This is a genomic window from Mucilaginibacter sp. SG564 (genome assembly GCF_013149275.1).
In the GTDB taxonomy this organism is placed as follows: domain Bacteria; phylum Bacteroidota; class Bacteroidia; order Sphingobacteriales; family Sphingobacteriaceae; genus Mucilaginibacter.
On sequence record NZ_JABGNA010000002.1, the window covers coordinates 164,761 to 186,570 of the forward strand.

Annotated in this window: 22 protein-coding genes; 18 read left to right on the forward strand and 4 right to left on the reverse strand. The window is 41.8% G+C overall.

From position 1 onward, the window contains the following. The first annotated feature begins 43 nt into the window (after positions 1 to 43). From FHW89_RS05260 to FHW89_RS05275, 4 genes are all read left to right on the forward strand, one after another. Entirely contained in the window at positions 44 to 760 is a 717-nt protein-coding gene (locus FHW89_RS05260) for a hypothetical protein (RefSeq protein WP_172333979.1), read from the forward strand. A 108-nt stretch (positions 761 to 868) separates the two neighbouring features. Beyond that, a complete protein-coding gene (gcvH, locus tag FHW89_RS05265; protein ID WP_172333980.1) occupies positions 869 to 1,249 on the forward strand; it encodes a glycine cleavage system protein GcvH in 381 nt (126 codons plus the stop codon). A 190-nt stretch (positions 1,250 to 1,439) separates the two neighbouring features. After that, positions 1,440 to 1,820 (forward strand): glycine cleavage system protein GcvH, encoded by a 381-nt coding sequence (gene gcvH / locus FHW89_RS05270; protein WP_172333981.1) that lies wholly within the window; start codon positions 1,440 to 1,442, stop codon positions 1,818 to 1,820. After that, entirely contained in the window at positions 1,821 to 2,216 is a 396-nt protein-coding gene (locus FHW89_RS05275) for a VanZ family protein (protein ID WP_172333982.1), read from the forward strand. 202 nt (positions 2,217 to 2,418) lie between these two features. On the opposite strand, the gene FHW89_RS05280 is transcribed toward FHW89_RS05275, so the two are convergent. Then, positions 2,419 to 2,805, reverse strand: coding sequence for a hypothetical protein (locus FHW89_RS05280; RefSeq protein WP_216650489.1), 387 nt, complete (start codon positions 2,803 to 2,805; stop codon positions 2,419 to 2,421). 212 nt (positions 2,806 to 3,017) lie between these two features. On the opposite strand from FHW89_RS05280, the gene FHW89_RS05285 reads away from it, so the two are divergent. The 10 genes from FHW89_RS05285 to FHW89_RS05330 all read left to right on the forward strand — a co-directional run bounded on the left by FHW89_RS05285 (position 3,018) and on the right by FHW89_RS05330 (position 11,048). Next, positions 3,018 to 3,233, forward strand: coding sequence for a FeoA family protein (locus FHW89_RS05285; protein WP_076373926.1), 216 nt, complete (start codon positions 3,018 to 3,020; stop codon positions 3,231 to 3,233). Positions 3,234 to 3,245: 12 nt separating this feature from the next. Then, positions 3,246 to 5,360 carry a ferrous iron transport protein B gene (feoB, locus tag FHW89_RS05290; protein ID WP_172333983.1) on the forward strand — a complete coding sequence of 705 codons (2,115 nt, stop codon included), beginning with the start codon at positions 3,246 to 3,248 and terminating at the stop codon, positions 5,358 to 5,360. 139 nt (positions 5,361 to 5,499) lie between these two features. Continuing rightward, positions 5,500 to 6,111, forward strand: coding sequence for a SprT family zinc-dependent metalloprotease (locus FHW89_RS05295; protein ID WP_166094937.1), 612 nt, complete (start codon positions 5,500 to 5,502; stop codon positions 6,109 to 6,111). A 201-nt stretch (positions 6,112 to 6,312) separates the two neighbouring features. Next, the gene (locus tag FHW89_RS05300; RefSeq protein WP_172333984.1) at positions 6,313 to 6,951 is read left to right on the forward strand and encodes an MBL fold metallo-hydrolase; all 639 of its coding nucleotides are present in this window, start codon (positions 6,313 to 6,315) and stop codon (positions 6,949 to 6,951) included. 118 nt (positions 6,952 to 7,069) lie between these two features. Next, entirely contained in the window at positions 7,070 to 8,245 is a 1,176-nt protein-coding gene (locus FHW89_RS05305) for an FtsX-like permease family protein (protein ID WP_253952175.1), read from the forward strand. 9 nt (positions 8,246 to 8,254) lie between these two features. Further along, positions 8,255 to 8,626 (forward strand): hypothetical protein, encoded by a 372-nt coding sequence (locus FHW89_RS05310; RefSeq protein WP_172333986.1) that lies wholly within the window; start codon positions 8,255 to 8,257, stop codon positions 8,624 to 8,626. A 106-nt stretch (positions 8,627 to 8,732) separates the two neighbouring features. After that, positions 8,733 to 9,104: a 30S ribosome-binding factor RbfA gene (gene rbfA / locus FHW89_RS05315; protein WP_172333987.1), complete on the forward strand. Its 372-nt coding sequence runs from the start codon at positions 8,733 to 8,735 to the stop codon at positions 9,102 to 9,104. Between the two features lie 9 nt (positions 9,105 to 9,113). Next, positions 9,114 to 9,800 (forward strand): peptidoglycan DD-metalloendopeptidase family protein, encoded by a 687-nt coding sequence (locus FHW89_RS05320; RefSeq protein ID WP_172333988.1) that lies wholly within the window; start codon positions 9,114 to 9,116, stop codon positions 9,798 to 9,800. Positions 9,801 to 9,861: 61 nt separating this feature from the next. Then, a complete protein-coding gene (locus tag FHW89_RS05325; RefSeq protein WP_172333989.1) occupies positions 9,862 to 10,536 on the forward strand; it encodes an energy transducer TonB in 675 nt (224 codons plus the stop codon). Positions 10,537 to 10,562: 26 nt separating this feature from the next. Then, complete coding sequence (locus FHW89_RS05330; protein WP_172333990.1) at positions 10,563 to 11,048, forward strand: hypothetical protein; 486 nt, start codon at positions 10,563 to 10,565, stop codon at positions 11,046 to 11,048. Here the strand turns inward: FHW89_RS05330 and FHW89_RS05335 are convergent. Beyond that, complete coding sequence (locus tag FHW89_RS05335) at positions 11,037 to 11,891, reverse strand: hypothetical protein (protein ID WP_172333991.1); 855 nt, start codon at positions 11,889 to 11,891, stop codon at positions 11,037 to 11,039. The two genes, FHW89_RS05330 and FHW89_RS05335, sit on opposite strands and share 12 nt — an antisense overlap. Positions 11,892 to 11,987: 96 nt before the next feature. After that, positions 11,988 to 12,554: an RNA polymerase sigma-70 factor gene (locus FHW89_RS05340; protein ID WP_172333992.1), complete on the reverse strand. Its 567-nt coding sequence runs from the start codon at positions 12,552 to 12,554 to the stop codon at positions 11,988 to 11,990. Positions 12,555 to 12,797: 243 nt separating this feature from the next. Here FHW89_RS05340 and FHW89_RS05345 point away from each other — a divergent pair, with 243 nt between their 5' ends. From FHW89_RS05345 to FHW89_RS05360, 4 genes are all read left to right on the forward strand, one after another. Further along, positions 12,798 to 13,850 (forward strand): FecR family protein, encoded by a 1,053-nt coding sequence (locus FHW89_RS05345; protein WP_172333993.1) that lies wholly within the window; start codon positions 12,798 to 12,800, stop codon positions 13,848 to 13,850. Between the two features lie 232 nt (positions 13,851 to 14,082). Beyond that, entirely contained in the window at positions 14,083 to 17,571 is a 3,489-nt protein-coding gene (locus tag FHW89_RS05350) for a TonB-dependent receptor (protein WP_216650490.1), read from the forward strand. Positions 17,572 to 17,593: 22 nt separating this feature from the next. After that, positions 17,594 to 19,363 (forward strand): RagB/SusD family nutrient uptake outer membrane protein, encoded by a 1,770-nt coding sequence (locus tag FHW89_RS05355; RefSeq protein ID WP_172333995.1) that lies wholly within the window; start codon positions 17,594 to 17,596, stop codon positions 19,361 to 19,363. 107 nt (positions 19,364 to 19,470) lie between these two features. Then, positions 19,471 to 20,601 (forward strand): acyltransferase family protein, encoded by a 1,131-nt coding sequence (locus tag FHW89_RS05360; protein ID WP_172333996.1) that lies wholly within the window; start codon positions 19,471 to 19,473, stop codon positions 20,599 to 20,601. 743 nt (positions 20,602 to 21,344) lie between these two features. On the opposite strand, the gene FHW89_RS05365 is transcribed toward FHW89_RS05360, so the two are convergent. After that, positions 21,345 to 21,707 (reverse strand): hypothetical protein, encoded by a 363-nt coding sequence (locus FHW89_RS05365; RefSeq protein ID WP_172333997.1) that lies wholly within the window; start codon positions 21,705 to 21,707, stop codon positions 21,345 to 21,347. Positions 21,708 to 21,810 lie beyond the last annotated feature (103 nt).

Here is a 21,810-nt window from a genome sequence, read left to right on the forward strand (position 1 = left end):
GTTTTTTGTTTAAATTAAGCTATTGAAAGGAGTCTGAAAAAAAATGAATTCATTGGGCGTAAACTGGTTTATTGAGGGATATATCGATTTTGAACAAAAAAAGTACGTTCTCCTGAATTATTTACAAGAAATTAACCGCCACTTTGATAAGAGTCGACTATATCCCAACCTGGCCGATCTTATTTTTCATTACAACAACCTGGTTGATTTTAGAAAGAACAAAACTGTGTTGCAACAGGCCTTTCCGCAGCGTTTAACGCAGGCTGATATCGACGCAGTAAAGCTTACCTATCAAAAGATCATTAAGGACGATCAGAACATGCAGGAGATTGAGCAGATTATTGCCTATGCCCTGGCACAGATGGATCCTGCGATACAAACGGGTAAAGAGATCTATGATTTTGTGGAGAGCCGCCTAAATATCGATCCGGTAGGTATTGTTCCCCTGATGCCTTATCATGGTTATTTTTCGTTACGCAACGGCAAGGAGCGCACCAATTGGATATATGAATATCACCTCACTATTTTTGAGGATAAGGACGATAAATACCGCGGCATCAACATTTCCTTTATTGATACCTATGAGCACAGCATCACCAATACACCCGAGGCCATAAAGCTGAACCTGATTAACCGTAATAAGTTTTTACCCAACCCCGCGGTATATTATGTGCATAGCGACATCACTTTCCCTCTGGAGCAAACCTTGTTGCCGGTAGCCAAAAGAAGCCTGGTAAAATATATTTCGAGGGCGGCATAAAGTTTTCTGATCCCTTAATCCTATAAAAATCATGGCTAAAATGAATGGGCCTTACCCCTTGTAGTGGTATAAAGTTTTACTACTTTTAAATAACCAAAACCAACGAACATGGATTTTCCAAGTAATTTAAAATACACCCGAGATCACGAATGGGTACTTGCAGAGGGCGATACAGCAACTATAGGTGTTACCGAATTTGCGCAGCGCGAGCTAGGCGATATTGTTTTTGTTGACATCCCAACCGTGGGGAAAAAAATCGAACAGGAAGAGGTTTTTGGGACAATCGAGGCCGTAAAAACCGTATCTGACGTATTTATGCCCGTTGCCGGCGAAATTATTCAATTTAATGAGGAATTGGAAAGCAGCCCGGAGATTATAAATGAAGATCCGTATGGCGATGGCTGGATTGTTAAGATTAAGCTCAAAGATCCAAAATCTGTTAATTCGCTTTTGTCTGCAGACGAATACAAAAAACTGATAGATCAATAATTTTTTATAAAAACTGAGGCTTGCTTTTTAGCAGGTCTCCTTTTTTATCCGTTCCATTTGATCTGAGTGACCCCTGATATTTCGTGGATATTTTCCAGCGATCCTGAAAATTTATTGCCTATAACAATAAATTCCCGGATATTGTGATAGCCCAAAGTTTTACTATTTTTGGGCTCACAAAATTAACAATATGAATTTTCCAGCTGAGTTAAAATACACTAAAGATCACGAGTGGATACGCGTTGAAGGTCAAGAAGCAACTGTGGGCATCACCGAATTTGCACAGCGTGAATTGGGCGACATTGTTTACGTTGACGTTCCTACCAAAGGAAAAGCACTTGAACAGGATGAAGTTTTTGGAACGATAGAGGCCGTTAAAACAGTATCTGACCTATTTTTACCGGTTGCGGGAACAGTTACCGAGCTTAACCCCGACTTAGACGGAGAACCAGAGTTGGTGAATACCGACCCTTATGGCGACGGTTGGATAGTGAAAATACAACTTGCTGATGTATCTTCTGTTGATTCACTTTTATCGGCAGCTGATTACGAAGCTTTGGTAAACGCTTAAATGAAACTATTTTTAAAATATCATGGGCTCACAATTTTGTGGGCCTTATTTGTTTTTACGATGTGCGCCGTTGATCTGGGCAATGCGGATAAGTCGCCTATGTTTTTCCCGGGCTTTGATAAACTAACCCATACCGGCTTCTTTTTCACGCTGATAGTGCTTTTTTGCAACGGAATAATAAGGCAACAAAAACCACTGTCGCTCTCGTATAAACAAATAGTTTTAGTTACCATAGTTGCCATTATTTTTGGTGGGCTGATAGAAATACTTCAGCTCACCATTTTTACTTGGCGCAGCGCCGATTGGAGCGATCTTTTTGCAGATACTTTGGGTACTTGCATGGGTATGTTCGCGGTACTGGTAACATTAGGAGCAACGGGTTATGGTAAAAAATAAATTCATTGTATTAGGGGCACTCGTATTATTAACGGGCTTATCGTCATGCGGCATATTCAAAAAAAGCTGTAATTGCCCGCATTTTTCTGATGTGCGGATGTGCAAATATGCGGATGGGCAGAGGATGGGGTAAATCGATGTGCAGATGTGCGAACATGCAGATGTGCAGATGATGGGGTGGTTTGATGTGCTGGCAGTATGCTCAAATAAGGCGCAAGGGCGGATCTTCCCAAACATCTTCATAATTTTCTGTTATCAAAAATCTCGTTCCAGGAGCAAGGCCTAAATATTTGGCGATTATCGGAAATGATTCAATGACATGTATTACATGTACAGGTTCAAAAAAGTCCGGATCTGATGAAAAGTTTTCTCCGGCCCAGATATACCAACCTGTTGTATCACCCTCTAATGGATGACGAAGCCCATTTATAGGCCAGATACCATCTTTTAAATTCTTCGCTATCCCGATTTTTAAAAACGGCAATGATTCATAATACGCTGAGCCATATTTTTCACATATAGCCATCTGTTCGGTTTTGTAACCCATCATTTTATTTCCTCGCATAAATATCCAAATAATCCATATCATTTCTCATTTGCACATCTGAAATCCGCACATTTGCACATCTTAAAACTGTCATCATTTTATCATTTCTCATTTGCACATCTGCATATTCGCACATCTGCACACCTAAAACGCATCTGCACCTCTAAAATCTGCACATTTGCACATCAATCGCGTTCCCCTTATTTGGATTTAATATAAATAAGATTACATTTGCTGTGGTTTAAAATTATACGATGACACTTTCACAACTTGAAGTAGGCGAAATAGGAATTGTAAAGGAATTTACTGATCTGGAAATGTCGGTAAAACTGATGGAAATGGGTTGCCTGCCAGGCGAGGAAATAAGAATTTCGCGCATTGCTCCCCTTGGTGATCCGATCGCTATTCACGTTTCGGGCTATCAATTAAGTCTGCGGAAATTTGAAGCCTCCACCATCGTATTGCAATAGTATTTGTAAAAATTGAAAGCCGATATAAGAGTTGCACTTGTAGGAAATCCCAACACCGGTAAATCAACTCTCTTTAATATACTAACCGGTCTTAATCAAAAAATAGGAAATTTTCCTGGGGTTACTGTTGATAAAAAAACTGGCTTTTGTCAGCTCCCTGATGGCCGCACCGCCGAAATCATTGACCTGCCCGGTACCTATAGTATTTATCCCAAAAGTAAAGACGAATCCGTTGTATTTTCGGTATTGGCGGATAAAGCCAAAGGACTAACACCCGATTTGATCGTGGTAATACTGGATGCCTCCAACCTGAAACGCAATTTATTGCTTTATACCCAGATAGCCGATTTGAAAATACCCATCGTGGTGGCTTTAAACATGATCGACGTATCTGAAAAAGCAGGTATTGATATCGACATCAACCTGTTCGCTAAAAAATTGGGGGTGCAGGTAGTGCCAATCTCGGCACGTAAGATCAAAGGCATCGACCAGCTTAAAAACGCTATCGCCCACACCAATAAAATAGCCCTGCAGCAAGATACCATTGATGTAGAAGTTATTGCCCCGCAAATTATAGCGCAGATCAAAGACGATCTGAAGATCGACAACTCTTACCTTGCCCTGCAACTGGCGCATCAGCATGAAACGCTGAGCTATCTTTCCACCGAGCAAAGCGACAGGATAGAAAAACTGGAACACGAGTTTTCGTTTCATTCACAAAAATCCCAGGCCGCAGAAACCATCGCCCGCTATAATTTCATCAACGATTTATTGTACGATACGGTTAAAAAGCCCGAAACGGCACATGACGAAACCGTAAGCAATAAAATTGATAAGATATTGACGCATAAGATGTTCGGCTTTGTGATCTTCTTTGCCATACTCATGTTCATCTTCCAGGCCATATTTTCCTGGTCGGCCTACCCTATGTCGCTGATCGAGGATCTGTTTATCTGGCTGCAAAAAGTAATCAGTAATATATTGCCTGCCGGTCCGCTGGTAAGTTTGATAGTTGATGGTGTGCTTGCCGGATTAAGCGGAGTAATGGTATTTATACCGCAGATTGCTATCCTCTTCGCGTTGATATCCATCTTAGAAGATACTGGCTATATGTCGCGCGTTACCTTTATGATGGATAAGGTGATGCGTAAGGTGGGCCTCAACGGCAAATCGGTGGTGCCGCTTATTGGTGGTTTTGCCTGCGCGGTGCCCTCTATCATGAGTACCCGCAACATCGAAAACTGGAAAGACAGGATGATCACCATTATGGTTACCCCTTTGGTAGCGTGTTCAGCGCGATTGCCTATTTATACGCTGATGATCGCGCTGGTGGTACCCAACCGCAACGTATGGTGGATATTTAACCTGCAGGGCCTCGCACTTACCGCTATGTATCTGCTCAGCATTGTTTCGGCAGTTACGGTAGCTTTTGTCATGAAGTTTATTTTAAAAGCCCGCGAACGTGGTTATTTTATTATGGAACTACCTGTATATCGTATGCCCCGATGGAAAAACGTGGGCTTTACTATGTATGACCGTTCCAAAACATTTGTGCTACAGGCAGGGAAGGTAATCATTGCCGTATCGGTGATATTATGGGTGTTGAAATCATATGGCCCCGGCGATACTTTTGCCAAAATTGATCAAAAGTACCATCAACCGCAATACGTAAAAACCATGACACTCGATAGCCTCACCAAGGTTATCGCCTCAGAAAAACTGGAAAGTTCTTACGCCGGCGTATTTGGCCACGTGATTGAACCGGTAATTAAACCATTAGGCTTCGACTGGAAGATAGGCATAGCCCTCATCAGCTCCTTTGCTGCCCGAGAGGTTTTTGTAGGCACCATGGCCACCATTTACAGCGTGGAAGGCGATGCGGATAAAATGCAATCGGTTCAGGAAAAAATGCACGAGGCAACCAATCCCAATACCGGGCAGCCGGTATTTACACTGGCCGTCGCGTTTTCGCTCATGATGTTTTATGCCTTCGCTATGCAATGTGCCAGCACCGTCGCCGTGGTATATCGCGAAACCAAAAACTGGCGCTGGCCCGCCGTGCAGTTTGCCTATATGACTGCCCTGGCTTATACCGCCAGCTTTATAGTTTACCATTGGCTGAAATAGGCTTTGGGTTCATGGTTGATAGATTTTGGATTATGAACAAATAATAATCTCTTTGTAAATACTTTAAAAACTTCTGGCTATGATCCATGAGCCATCAACTATGAACCGATGATTCCCTATATTTGTATAGAGGTAAAAATTGGATAAAGTAAAAGTTTTAGAAAAGTATCTTCCGCCAGACGCGGCTCCCCTTATTGGCCGCTGGATTGATTACTTTAAATGTGAATTTAAAATTTCGCGTAACCGCGGCAGTAAATTTGGCGATTACCGTGCACCTTACGGCGGCAAAGGTCACCGCATCTCCGTTAATTACGATCTTAACCCATACGCTTTCCTGGTAACTACAGTACATGAATTCGCGCATCTGCACACCTGGAACGAACATAAACAAAAAGCCAAACCACATGGCACAGAATGGAAGGCCAATTTCAAAAAAATGATGCAGCCTTTTTTTGAAAAAGACATTTTCCCTGCCGATGTAAAACATGCCATTACCAGCTATCTGAATAACCCGGCAGCATCCAGCTGCTCGGACTTGAATTTGTACCGTTCCCTACGCAAATATGACGCGCCTAAAGAATCTGTACTTACGGTAGAAAAAGTGCCGCTAAAAGCACTATTCAAAATAAAAGGCGGCAGGATCTTCCGCAAGGAAGAGCAATTGCGCAAGCGTTTTAAATGTACAGAGATAGCTACCAAGCGCGTTTATCTATTTAGCCCGGTTGCAGAGGTGGAGTTGGTAGAAGATTAGTTTTGATTCCGGATTTTATCTGAACCATGATTTACCAGATTAAAGGATTATAGGATTTTTTAATATCGTGGTAATCCTCAAATCCCACAAACGGCGTAGCCCTCAACGGAGTTAATCATGGTTCAGAAAAATTCTTCTATCAAATAAATCCGAAATCGAACATCCGAATTCCCAAATCAATAAAATCCTTACTTTTGGGCCATGGCAAAAGTGAAATCGTTTGTGAATAATCCTTACCAGGAAAACACCTATCTTTTATATGACGAAACCGGCGAATGTGTGATCATTGATCCGGGGATGTATACCGCTTCCGAACAAAACGCGCTTACACATTTTATAAGGGACAATAACTTAACACCGGTATTGTTATTAAACACCCATTGCCATATCGACCATGTATTGGGTAACAAATTTGTATTTGACACGTACGGGCTAAAACCAAAATTTCACGAGGGAGAATCTGAAGTACTAGCTGCTGTAGTAGCCTATGCCCCGCAAATGGGCATCCGTTATGAAGTATCTCCCCTGCCCGATGAGTTTCTGCCCGAAACCGGCAGCATCCAATTTGGCAATACCACCTTGCATTTGATCTTTGCTCCTGGCCATTCGCCTGCCTCGTTATGTTTTTATGACAAGGAAGCCAATATACTGATAGGCGGCGACGTGCTGTTCAGGCTGAGCATCGGCCGGTATGATCTTCCCGGCGGCAATTTTAGTACATTAATGGATAACATTACCACCAAATTGTTTCGCCTGCCCGATGATTGCATAGTTTATCCTGGCCACGGCCCAGAAACTACTATCGGTTACGAAAAACAAAACAACCCGTTTTTAAATTAAAAGTCAAAATTAAAAAGTCAAAAGTCCTTCCCAACTCATAACTTGCAACTTACAACTCCAAAACTAATTGAACACCTCGGTATATATAGCTAAACGGTACCTTTTTTCGGGCAAAAAAATGCACGCTATTAATATCATTTCGGGTATTTCCATGCTCGGTGTTTTAATTGGCAGCGCAGCGCTCATCATTATTTTATCGGTATTCAATGGTTTCGAAAAAGTGATCCTTTCGTTGTACAGCAACTTTACCCCAGAGATCAAGATAGAAACCCGCCTTGGTAAAACTTTTAATCCGGATACCGCCTATTTTAATACCTTGCATCAGGATAAACGCCTTATTTCCTACACCGAAGTATTGCAGGAAAAAGCACTGATCAAATATGGCGACAAAACCTTCCTGGCGACTTTAAAGGGAGTAAGTGACGATTTCTTGAAAAACAAACAGCTGGATAGCACCGTACAGGTGGGCTCTTTTACCTTAAAAAGCGGAGGGCGCAACTTCGCTGTTATTGGAGCTACTATTCAAAATAATCTGGGTATTAATGTTCATGATGAGCTTTCGCCCATACAAATATACTCGCCCAGACGGGGGACGGAAAGTTCAGACAATCCGCTTAATGAATTTGTGGTTCGCTCCATCAATCCATCCGGCGTGTTTGGTATTCAGCAGGAGTTTGACGATATTGTAGTAACTCCCCTGGAGTTTGCCCGCGATCTGCTTGATCAGCCCAAAGAGGTATCATCTATTGAGCTTACTTATAAAAAAGGCACCAATCTGGCATCGGTACAAAGCAAATTAATAGAAGATATTGGCAAAACATTCACCATAAAAAATCGCAAACAGCAAAACACCGAACTTTACAAAACCTTGAACTATGAGCGTTGGTCGATATTTATGATACTCACCTTTGTACTGATCATAGCAATATTTAACATTATTGGTTCGTTAACCATGCTAGTAATTGATAAGCGAAAGGACATTGCCATACTAAGCAGCCTTGGTGCCAACAAGCAAACCATTCAAGGCATCTTTTTTTTTGAAGGGATGATGATATCTCTCATCGGCTGTATTGCCGGCATTGCTTTGGGCCTGATATTCTGCCTGCTGCAACAGCATTTTGGCTGGATAAAAATGGGCGCGCAAATGTCGGTGATTGATGCTTATCCGGTTGATATTAACCCGGTTGATGTTGCCTTGGTATTTTTAACAGTTGGCATCATTTCTGTAATAGCATCAGGCATTAGCGCACGATTAAGTATTAAAGGTTTAGATGAAATCAAACAGGATTTGTAAATTTGCGGTATGAGGATAGGGTATATTAAATATTTCGCGTTCTTACTTGTTTTAATTGCTGCATGCTCATGTAACAGGAACTCATCAAAAGCCAAAGAACAAACAGTTTTTAAGGGTTTATATAGTTTTGGCCCCGAAATAAAATCATTCAAAGATTGCGATAGCGGCAGAGAGTTTTGGGTTACCGACAGTTCGGCCCAGTTAGAATTGCAATACTCACAGCTCAATTTCGAAAAACCTTACGAGCCTGTATATGTGGAGGTAGAAGGTATCAAATCAAAATCAGGAAAAGAAGGTATGGGATCTGAGTATGACAGTACCCTGGTTGTAAAAAAAGTTATAAAAATAACCAAAGAGATACCCCAGGACATTTGCAATTAATACGTTATTATTAATAGCTTTAATCATTCACAACGCCTGCTATATTTCAGCCGTTCTAAACCAAATAAATAAAACTCATTTGCCACAGTGGCGTTAATTAACTATTATGGAATCAAAACGTCAGCAAAAATTTGCCGGAGTAATACAGCAGGATCTGGCCGCCATATTTCAGCGCGAAGGCATGAACTATTTGCCAAATACCCTGGTAACCATTACTAAAGTACGCGTAACACCAGACTTGGCCATCGCCCGTATATTTTTAAGCTTTTTTGGCAACAACAACCTGCAACTGGCCCTGCAAACCATTAAATCACACGCATCCGAGATCAGGTATAAACTAGGCGCCCGTATTAAAGACCAGGTAAGGATCATTCCGCAGTTGGAGTTTTTTGTGGACGACACCAGCGAATACGTAGAGCGTATGGACAAGATATTTGAAAAACTAAGCAAAGAAGAGCGCCAGCCCGATACCGAATAACACTGCCGGATGGATCCGCATGCCCGTTTAAAAACTTACTTGCAAAACAACCCTGCAGCCATTGGCAAAGTGGTTGATTATAATGCCGGCTCCGACCGGCTTTTTCCGTTGGATTTTACCGCCGCTAACACCGACCTTAATATAGATATCATTGCCGATACACAACGGTTTACTGATTGGGTAAGTGAGAAATTAAAAGCCAGTAACTCCCGGTATGGCATTGGCGGCTATATGGAGCACCGCACCATTTACGCCGTGAGTTCACACTTTGATACCGATGATGAGCCGCGCCGCTTGCATTTAGGCGTTGATATCTGGGGCGATGCAGGTACGCTTATTTATTCGCCGTTTGATGGTACAGTTCACAGCTTTCAGGATAATAATAACCTGGGCGACTATGGCCCAGCCATTATATTGCAACATAACCTTGATGGCCTAACCCTGTACAGCCTCTACGGGCACCTAAGCCGCAAAAGCTTGAACGGACTGACAGTTGGTATGCCCATCCGTAAAAACCAGCAGATAGCCACACTGGGCAACAACCAGGAGAACGGTCAGTGGCCGCCACACCTGCATTTTCAGCTCATGTATGATATGGAAGGTAAATATGGCGACTATCCCGGCGTATGTAAATACTCCGAAAAGGAAAAATACCGGCTGAATGTTCCCGATCCTGGCTTGGTTTTAGGCTTCTAACCCCACGTAAAAGCTAATTCATATTAAACTTTATATCCGTTTTATTGTCGATATTTATAGGATGATAAAGCGCCTGTTTATATTCGTTTCGCTGATGGTAACAACGGCATTAATGGCCTCCGCCCAGCCTGCTTTCAAAGGCGGCCAAAACGCGCTCCTGGATTTTTTAAGAACCAAGATAGTATATCCAGAATATTCCAGCAAAAATTGTATTTCGGGCACTATTGATGTAGCATTCAGGATTGACCGTAACGGCAAGGTTACCAGCGCCAGCGTTCAGCGGGGCCTGGGTATCGACCTGGATGATGAGGCCCTGCGGGTTATCAAACTTACATCAGGGCATTGGACTATACCAACCGACTACAACGAAAACACCAACCTGGTACAACCTATTCGTTTCGATCCGTCCCAAACCAACTGCGGCTATCAGAATAACACGGCAAATATGCAGGCCGCCATTGATGATTATAAAAACCGGCAGGAGTTGGAAAACGCCGTAACTAATTACTATATCAATAAATACAAAGGCACAGCAGATACCAGTAAAGAACCTGCCATTCTGGCCTTAAAAAAACAGTTGGGTTTTGACGACGAGCTGATCAGCGACCTGCTGAAACAGGCTAATCAAAAATTAAAACAGGGTGATAAAGAAGGCGCCTGCACCGACTGGACCTTTATCCGCAATATAGGCAGCGATAAAGCCGACAGCTTTATTAAAAAATATTGCGGGCAATAACTTTATAAAACCATTACATTCACTGCATGGTTCAACACGAGCAGCAATTACGCAAAAAGGTAAAAACCTGGATCATTATATTCATCATCGGCTTAGTATTAAGTGGTGTAACTGCCTTCCCCATCGAAACTGAACTGGCCTTTTTCGCGGCACACGCCCAGGCTTTCCCCACATTTATGCAACCTTGGATCATGAAGGTGTACCTGGCCGTAAAAACTACCAATCAAAACTATCCTTACTTAAGTTATGGTACCGATTGGCTGGCATTCGGCCACCTGGTAATAGCCATGGCATTTGTTGGGCCGTTAAAAGATCCTGTAAAAAACATCTGGGTTATCCAGTTTGGGATGATCGCCTGTATTATGGTGTTTCCATTGGCCTTTATCGCAGGTCCGATACGCGGTATCCCCATTTACTGGCGCTTTATTGATTGCTGCTTTGGCATTTTTGGCATTATACCGCTTTATATCTGCTATCGCGATATTAAAAAGCTGGAAGCCCTAACTTCCTGAGGAAAGCATATGTGGTGCTTTGGGCTTAGCGTTAACTATATCCCGGCTACCCGAAGGCACTGTCGAATTATTTCGATATAGTTGATTCAAAATATACTGCACTATCAGTTTCCCCATTTTTTGCTTCCCAATTGTTGACAGGTGGCCACTGTTTCGATAGAGGATCTTATGTTTTTTATAATTATCACATACCATACTAAAGGGCACCACTATGGTTGAATCCTGCAGATGGGTGTCTTTTAACAACTGATTAACCTGTTTGCGGTAATCATCAAGGCTACCCGTACTGCCATTATCAATAATTAAAGAAACTACTTCGTTACGGGCCTTTTGTAATACATCCAAACTATCGGTGGTTTCCTTAAAACCAAAATCGGGCATGGTCACAAAAACAGGCTCGATGTTATTTTTTAACAGATCTCCTATAATGAGCGAACAGTAATAAGCGTAAAACTTGGCCCCCATTTCACCGGCGGCATCACTGGTACCTGCTAAAACAATGCAGTAATCAAGGTTGTGGTGTAAAATTTCGCTGCTGGAGTAAGGCGTACCCGGGTTGGTGTAAAGGTTATCATATATCTGTTTTGTTTTGGCCTCCGGCTCGCCAAATGAAATGATCTCTGTTTTTAAACCATGCTTTAAAAACTCATCGCTGATAATGGTATCGAGCGTGGTTCCGCTGGCCCAGCTATCGCCAATAATACCAATCCGGAGTATGTTGTTTTTGTGCTTTATTTCGTGCCGGGATAAATGCCTTGGTTCAAAAGAATATCTTTTATATAAGTAATAACCAAATTCAATTAACAGCACACCTGTTAATAATAACAACAGCTTTATTCGCATACTTATACCAGTTACAAAAGGGGGTTACGTAACAGCATTATTTTACGATCAAATATCCAATAAAGATTTACTTTTTATAAAATATTTCGGGAGTAATTATAGAAAAAACAGGTAAGTTACATGTTTTAAAGTTTGCCGCAGCTTTTCGAGCGCTATGCTCACCTGGCGCTCAACAGTTTTAGGAGAGATATTGAGCTTACTGGCAATCTCTTTATACTTCATATCGCTGAAACGGCTCATCACAAAAATTTCACGGCATTTCTGGGGCAGGGTGTCAATAGCCGCATTAATCTGCCGGGTTAGTTCCTTTTCTTCATACCCACTTTCTACGGTGTTACGTACCTCATCAAAAAGATTATTCTTTTCCAGATAAGCCACGTATAAGTTTTCTATTTTTTGATGTTTTAAGTAATTCAGGCTTCGGTTTTGTACCATTTTAAACAAATAAGACCCAACCGAAGTTGAAAAACTAACCTCATGACCTTTTTCCCATAAAAGAGCGAAAACATCGGCAACAATTTCTTCAGCAATAGAAAGATCATTAACAAAACGGTTGCAAAAAATCGTAAGCCGGGTATAATAAAGCTTAAATAAAGCTTCAAAAGCCCTTGCATCACCCTGCGTAAGTTTTGTAATGAGTATCTCGTCGCTTTTAGTAATCATTTATTCATAATCAAATCAAAATGAGGCACTTTTTAAAAAACTTTAACAAGTTAGCTAAAAAAATTTAAAAGTTTCAAATTTAATATCGAAATAATGATAAAGTAATTATAAAACATTCTGCATAGTGTAGCATAAACACAATTAATTCGGGGTTTTAATGCCCATTGCCGAATATTTATAAAAAATATTTTATAAAGTTTTGAGGGTAAGCCGTTTTTTAGTTGTCTTGCTAATATAATAAGAATGGATAACGAAGAGATAAAATTATTACTGGTAAAGTACATTACCCGTGAGGCCGACGAGCAGGAGACAGATCGCATAAGGGAATGGGTAAAAGCGCATCCGGAAAATGAGCAGTACTTTGCCCAGTTGTATGAAAGCTGGCAAAATATGTTGTACCTGAAGCCAGAAATTGTTGATGAAGAAAAAGCATATCACAAATTTTTGTCGACACTGCCCCAGGAAACAAAATACAGGCAATTGTACAAATGGAGTAAAGTGGCGGCGGCTGTAGCGCTGGTTGGTATATTGTCTGTTTTATTAGTAAGGCATTATGCGCAAAATGTGCAAAGCATCAGAGTAGTATCTGTTAAGCAGGGAGGTATAAAAAAGATAGTTTTAACCGATGGCACCCTGGTTTGGTTAAACGCCGGCAGCAAGCTGAACTATAATACTGATTTTGGCAAAAAAAACCGCACCGTTTATTTGGAGGGTGAGGCATTTTTTGAAATAGCTCCGGGTAAAAAAACAATACCATTTATTGTAAACACAAAAAATTATACCGTTAGGGATATCGGCACCAAGTTTAATTTGAAATCATACTCTAACGACTCTTTCTTTGAAACAACAGTTGTAAAGGGAGAGGTTTCTGTTGAAGGCAATATTGATAATAATACACGCGAAATGAGCCGCATATATGTTAAGCCATGGCAGGTATTGCGAATATACTATCAGCAGCAAAAAGAAAAATACACTTATAAACCCGATGACCAACATGATCTGAACGAGATACAGGTATTACAGATCGATTCGGCCAAGATGGATAAATATGATGGCTGGAAAGAGGATCTGCTGGTGTTTGACGGAAATACCCTTAATGAAATATCAAGGGTACTGGAACGCCGATACAACGTAAAAATAATCATGAATGATGTCGGGTTACAGAACATTAGGTATTATGGAAGCTTTAAAAATATAGCCACCATTGATAAGGTATTGAGCTTAATAAAAGGGAATACAGACATTGACTATACCATAACAGGCAATACCGTAACCATCACTAAAGAAACCAACTAATCAACAATAAAACATAACTATTAAAAAAGCGCATATGGCAAAAAAATAACTCCTTCTCTTTTCAATAAAAAACCCGGCGTGCGCTAACACTCCGGGCTATGTAAAAATTAATAGCTAATACCCTACGCTTGGGGAAGCCTAGTATTAACTAATTAACAAACACAAATTTATGATAAATTTTGACAGAAAATCTGTATGGCCTGCGCATGCATGGCAAAAAACCATTAAAATTATGAAGCTTGTTACTGTTTTGCTCTTTACGGGTATAATGCACATACATGCTGCCGTTTATTCACAAAACGTTTACAATTTTAACCTTAATAACATTTCGGTAAAACAGATGTTCAGGCAGATAGAAAAGAACAGTAAATACACTGTTTTTTACCGGCTTGATCAGGTAAATGCCGACAAAAAAATAAACGTTGAGTTACAAGACGCCAGCATCGAAACGGTGATGAAAAATGTGCTTCAGAACCAACCATTAACGTTCCAGGTAGTTGATGATATTATTATCATTAAACCTGCCGATGGCAAAGCCATTGCAACGGTTACCGTAACCGGGGTGATTAAGGACGCGAGCGGCACCCCGCTTCCCGGAGTAAGTGTTAAACTGGCGGGAACTTCGTTAGGTACGGTAACTGATGTTAATGGTAAATACAGCCTCACGCTGCCCGATGGCAATGGTACGCTGGAGTTTACTTTCCTAGGCTTCACCACTCAACGGATAGCCGTTAATGGAAAAACTTCTATCAACGTAATCCTGGCAGAAGAATCAAAATCACTGAACGAGGTGGTTGTAGTAGGTTATGCGACTCAAAGGAAAAAGGATTTGACAGGCGCCGTAGCTGTGGTTGATGTACAAGCCATGAACAAGCAAGCTTCAGGATCGGTAAATAGCCAGTTACAAGGTCAGGCATCCGGTGTTACCATCATAGGATCTGGTCAGCCTGGTGCCGAACCACAAGTACGTATACGGGGCTTCAACTCCTTTGGCAATAACGATCCATTATACGTTGTTGACGGTATACCAACACAGGATATCAGCACCATTAACCCTAACGATATTGAAAACTTTCAAATATTAAAGGATGCCAGCTCGGCCTCTATATATGGCGCGCGTGCATCTAACGGTGTAATTATCATCACTACTAAAAAAGGCAAGGGAAAAGTTACTATTCAATATGATGCCTACTACGGGAGGCAGGTACCTAAGGGAGGCAACGTATGGCACACGTTAACCCCTCAGGAGCTCGCCGATTTAAAACACCTGGCCCAGGCAAACTCTGGTGTTACCGATTTTCAGGACGATCAGTATAACCCTGATGGAAAAGGCTCAACTTATACTTTACCTGATTACATTTCACCGGCTGGTGCAAAAAATGGAGATCCATCTACCGATCCTTCATTGTACTACGTAAACCCTAATTATACCACTTCCGACGATTACAACAGTTTTTACCGGATCACCAAAGCTAACAAAGCCGGTACAGACTGGTACCACGAAATATTTAAAACCGCCCCTATGACCAGCCACAACCTGGCCGTAAGCTCAGGCAATGAACAGGGAAGTTATTTGTTCTCGTTAAATTATTTCAATCAACAAGGTACACTGATCAATACCTACGAAAAAAGGTATACCATTCGTGCCAACAGTCAGCACAATTTCAATAAGCATGTGCGCATTGGCGAAAACCTGGCTTATTCCGTAGTTAATAATCCTCAGGTAGGCTATAACAATGGTGATGCGGTTATAGCTCATGCCTTCAGGGAGCAAACTATTATCCCTGTATATGACATTAAGGGCAACTATGCCGGTGATAACGGATCTGGCCTGGGCGATGCCTTTAACCCCGTAGCTATGCAGCAACGCACAAGAAACAATAAATCGCTTGCTTACAGGCTGTTTGGAAACGTATTTGCGGAAGCTGATTTTTTAAATGACTTTACTATACGCACCAGTTTTGGTGGCGAAACGGCTTCCGGGGCCTCTCATAGCTTCACCTATCCTCAATATGAAAACGTAGAGAACTCGCAAACCAATCAGTATAATGAGGATTCATACAGCAATTATAACTGGACCTGGACCAATACTTTAGCTTATCATAAAACAATTAATAAGCATGATATTAAGGTACTGGTAGGCTCAGAAGCTAATCAGAGCTACTCCAGCAACCTGGGTGGTGCAAGACAAGGATATTTTAGTTTTGACCCTAACTATGTTGATTTAAGCACAGGTAATGTGAGCAGCGCTAGTAACTACAGCTATCGTGGCGAATCATCCTTGTTTTCGTTATTTGCCAGGGCCGATTACATTTTTGATGGCAAATATCTTTTCAATGCCACCGTTCGCCGTGACGGAGCCTCCAATTTCTCACAAGTTCATCAATATGGCTGGTTCCCGGCTTTCAGTGCAGGCTGGAGGATATCTCAGGAAGGCTTCATGAAAGGTGCTGCATGGCTTAATGATTTGAAAATACGTGGTGGATATGGCATTATGGGTAACCAGCTTAACATCACCTCTTCAAACCGGTTTGATGCGTTTAGCAGTGCCGTAGGCCAATCTTATTATGCACTTAATGGAGGCAACAACGTTGTAGCAGGTTTTTATCAGTCGCAAATTGGTAATCCCAACGCTAAATGGGAAAAAGACGCCAATACCAACATAGGTTTTGACGCTTCTATATTAAACAGCGCTATTACCGTTACAGTTGATTACTATCGTAAAGATATCCGCGATCTATTGTACAATCCGGAGGTGTTAGGCACTATCGGCAACGGCGCGCCACCGTTTGTAAATATCGCTAAAATGAAAACGGACGGTTTGGATGCCAGCATAGCTACCAATTTTAAAGTAAACAAGGTTGGATTTAACGCCACATTCAACATTACCACCTTTAGCAATAAAATAACCAAAGTATCCAATGATGCCAATTATTTTGATAGCGATAACCCCAGAGGTTTTGACATTGGATTTGTACGCAATGAGGTAGGGCATTCATACGGCGAATTTTATGGTTATAAAATAGCAGGCTTCTGGAACTCGCAACAGGAAATAGATGCGGCTAACGCAAAAGTTCAAAAAGCGTCAAATGATCCTAATGCAACCTACCAAACGGATGTAGCTGTTGGTCGTTTCAAATATGCGGATGTTAATGGCGATGGTAAGATCACAGATGCCGACAGAACTTTTATTGGTAATCCTAACCCTAAATTCACTTCAGGCTTAAACCTTGGGGTTACCTACGCAGGCTTTGATTTTAACGCGTTATTTTACGGTGTTTTTGGCAACAAAATATGGAACAACGTTAAACGCTGGAGAGACTTTTACTCATCATTTACCACAGCTAAAAGCCAAACAGCACTTTATGATTCCTGGACGCCAACAAACCAAAACGCTAAAGCGCCAATACAGGAAGTTAACTCTTCATTTAGCAGTAACGCACAGCCAAACTCTTATTTTGTTGAAAATGGTTCATATGTACGCCTGCGTAATGCACAGATAGGCTACACCTTTTCACCAAACGGCCTTAAAAAGTTAGGTATTCAAAAATTAAGATTATATGTATCAGGGACCAACTTATTTACGATAACCGGATACTCCGGCATCGACCCTGAATTACAGGGGCAACCCGACAGTCAGGGGCATACCACTTTTGGAATTGACGAAGGCACCTATGCAAGTCCCCGCACCTTCTTATTTGGTGTTAATCTAACATTATAATTAATCATTAAGCACGATTACAATGAGAACAAAAATATATATCGCTTTAAGTATGGCTCTTGCCATATCAATTAGTTCATGTAAAAAATCATTGGATAAGCCGTTGTTGGGGGCCTTGGAATCTCCTCTGCTCCAAACAAAGGATGGCGTTAATGGCCTGCTTGTAGGTACTTACGCCGCTTTAGACGGCATGGCAGGCACATCGGCCATAGGCGGTGGCAATCCCTGGGAAACCTCGCCAGATAACTGGGTTTTAGGTGGCGTGGCCGGCGGCGATGCGAATAAAGGCAGTATAGCGGGCGACGTATCTGAGATTGAACCCATCATGCAATTTTACAGCGACCCTACCAACGTTTTTTACAACAGTAAATGGAAGGCCGATTATGAAGGCATTTCAAGGGCCAACACTGTTTTAAAGGTAGTAGCCAAGGTACCTACCCTTACTGATGCCGAAAAAGCCAACATCATTGGGCAAGCCCGTTTTTTAAGAGCACATTACTACTTTGATCTGCGGAAGATCTTCAAAAATGTGCCTTATATCGACGAAACGACCACCAATTTTAATCAGCCTAACAATACCGATGTATGGTCGAAAATAGAGGCCGACCTTGACTTTGCTTATAAGAACCTGCCGGCTACACAATCAAGCGTAGGCATGGTCAATAAATGGGCAGCTGGATCTTACCTGGCAAAAGCTTACTTATATCAGCAAAAATACCCACAGGCAAAAACCGTGTTTGACGATGTTATTCAGAATGGTGTTACTTCAAACGGCCTTAAATATGGCTTAAACGACAAGTTTGATGACAATTTTACACCAGAAACAGAAAATTCAAAAGAAGCGGTATTTGCTATACAAATGGCAGCTAATGTTGACCCGGATGGCCCCACCAATGCCAACAATGGCGATATGCTGAACTTCCCTTATGGCACAGACAGCCCATTCCCATGCTGCGGTTTTTATCAGCCATCTGCCGATCTGGTTAACCACTTCCGTACCGATAATAACGGCTTGCCTTACCTCGATGATTTTAACAGTCACGCTATAAAAAATGATATGCACCTGTCATCATCTGACGACTTTACACCAGATGACGGTAATATCGACCCCCGTTTGGATTGGACAGCAGGCCGTCGCGGTATTCCATACCTTGACTGGGGTATACACCCGGGCGACTCGTGGGTTCGGGATCAGAGCTATGCAGGCCCCTACTCGCCAATAAAAAATGTTTATTGGAACGCGACACAAAATACCGATGGCGATAACCACTCCTGGGCACCAGGCTCGGCCATTAATTATAATGTGATCCGCTTTGCCGATGTGCTTTTAATGGCTGCCGAAGTTGAAGCCCAGCAGGGTAATCTGGCCAAGGCAGAAGATTATGTGAACCAGGTGCGTAACAGGGCTGCAAATCCAATTGGCTTTGTACATACCTACATCGATCCTGCAAATCCAACCAAGGGTTTTACAAATACACCGGCGGCTAATTATAAAGTGAGCCCATATCCAGGTGGGGCATTTTCCAGCCAGGCATTCGCTCTGAAAGCCATTTATTTTGAGCGCAAAATTGAATTAGCGATGGAGGGGCACCGCTTTTTTGACCTGGTTAGGTGGGGCATTGCCGATACCGAGCTGAATAACTATTTTAAATACCAAAACACCGTTACTACCGACCTTAGGAGCGGAAAGTATGTTAAAGGTAAAAATGATTACTATCCTATCCCGCAAAGGCAAATTGACTTAAGTGCAAGTGGCGGCAGTCCTGTACTTAAACAAAACGCAGGTTATTAATAAAAATTCAGCTAAAGCTTACCGGGCTAACCCCGCCTGGTAAGCTTTTTTAACCAATTGCTTATCACGCCCCTGTTTTTAAGCACACCAAACCTAAATAATAAATTATGAATAAATCATCAACGCGGTTTCTGTCGCTGGATGTATTTCGTGGTATGACTATCTGTTTCATGATCATTGTAAATACGCCCGGTAGTGGCGCGGCCCCTTTCTCGCCACTTGAACATGCTACCTGGCATGGCTTTACCCCTACCGATCTGGTATTCCCTTCATTTCTATTCGCCGTGGGCAATGCCATGAGTTTTTCCATGAAACGCTACCAGGAACTGGGCAATGCGGCTGTTTTAGGTAAAATATTTAAACGCACCCTCCTCATTTTCCTGATAGGCTATCTCATGTATTGGTTTCCCTTCTTTAGTTTTAAGGGAGGTCATGTTTCCTTATCTCCTATTGCAAATACCCGCATTATGGGCGTATTGCAGCGGATAGCTTTATGCTATTGCTTCGCCTCGCTCATGATCCATTTTCTGTCAAAGCAGTCGGTTGTTATTCTATCTGTACTGTTATTAATTGGCTACTGGATCTTGCTGCTGGTTTTTGGCGACCCGAATGATCCCCTAAGCATGACCGGCAATGCGGGCATATTCCTGGATAAATTCATCCTGGGCGACAGCCACATGTATCATGGCGAAAAAATAGCCTTTGATCCCGAAGGTATCCTGAGCACGCTGCCTGCTATAGTGAACGTGGTTATTGGTTACTACGCAGGTAAATTCATACAGCAAAAAGGCAAGGGTTATGATACCATAGCAAAAATGCTGCTTACCGGCGCGCTGTTCATCTTTCTGGCCTTATGCTGGAACATGGTATTCCCGATCAACAAAAAGCTGTGGACAAGCTCATTTGTACTGGTAACCACCGGGCTCGACCTGGTGATCCTATCATTCCTTGTTTACGCCTTGGAGATCAACAATTGGAACAAGGGCAACTGGACACGCTTTTTCACCATCCTGGGCAAAAACCCATTACCCATTTATGTACTGTCAGAAATACTGGTGATATTCTTTTACATGCTCAGCGTAAAAGGAACCAGTTTTTACGACTGGATCAATACTTCCCTTTACCAGGTAATAGCCCCGGGAGCTATCGGCTCGCTGCTATTTGCCATAAGCTATATGCTTATTTGCTGGTGCGTGGGCTGGTTGCTGGATAAAAAGAAGATCTATATCCGGGTTTAAATTTTTCAACCTAAATATATTGCTAAAAGGGGCTACATCATTAATCATGATCAGCCTCTTTTTTTTATTTGACTTATCCGGATACTCAGCCACGAATTAATGTATCATTCGGGGTTGGACGAATAGGCTCTATTAGCAAAAAAGTGGGTTTACATGGTTTACACTTTTTTGGGTTTACATCGATTTAAATTACTGATAATCAATTAATTAATAATTTTTTAGGCAAAAATGTGTAAACCCACTTTTTGCATCAATATCACAGGTCTAACGTTAATCCATAGATAACAAAATACCTATGAACATCAATTCGATTGATGATAAAACCTCTTTCTGGTAATAGCACATGAGTAGATATAGCACATCAATAACATCACAAAAACAGGGTTGTCACCCTGAGCTCCGTTGAGGGGTGGAGCGCAGAGGCCTACCCACCATACTTCGACGGAGCATGGCATCATCAAAACAGCCAAAGCCTTGTGCGATTCCTTCCCTCGGGAAGGGGAGGAAGGGGTTTATGAAACAGAATAGTCATTGCACGCAGAAACCCCACCCTCCCATTACACCTGTCCTACGCGCCCCTCCCGTGGGGAGGGAATTAAAAATGATTTTACTGTCCCCTCACGGTCTCTCGCAGAGGATCCTGAGGTATAAACTGGTTTAGAAACAACCTCAGGGTCTCTTTCAGGAGACCCTGAGGGGATTAAGACAAATGTCTATTGATTTTTATATCATCCCCCTGGTCATCAGCCTTGTTTGCCAATAAGCTTATAACCATCGGCCATATCAGGAATTTGATCAAAGGACATACCTGCATACCGCTTTTCTATCCTGCCAATATGAGTGCAGGCATGTTCCAGATACTCATCGTCAATAACTTCCTGTATCGTATCTCTGATACCTTCGTGGCTCAGGTTTGCCGCGATGATCATATCAGATGCCCAGAAACTGGCCGAACCGGATTGTGCCATTAATCTTTGAATATTTGCCAGCGTAAATAGTGTAGCTACAAACACGTTACCATTTTCAAGTATAATATGAACATCGATATTGTCATCAAGTTCATTGGTTTCGTTATAGCCAGCCGGAAAAGTGATCTTAAAATCCATCTTTATTTATAAAAGTATAAAGATAAGATTCCCTTAGTTATTCTTTCAAATTAACAAGTTCACCATTTTTCAGTCAAAAGCAACAAATCATCTTAAATAAAAA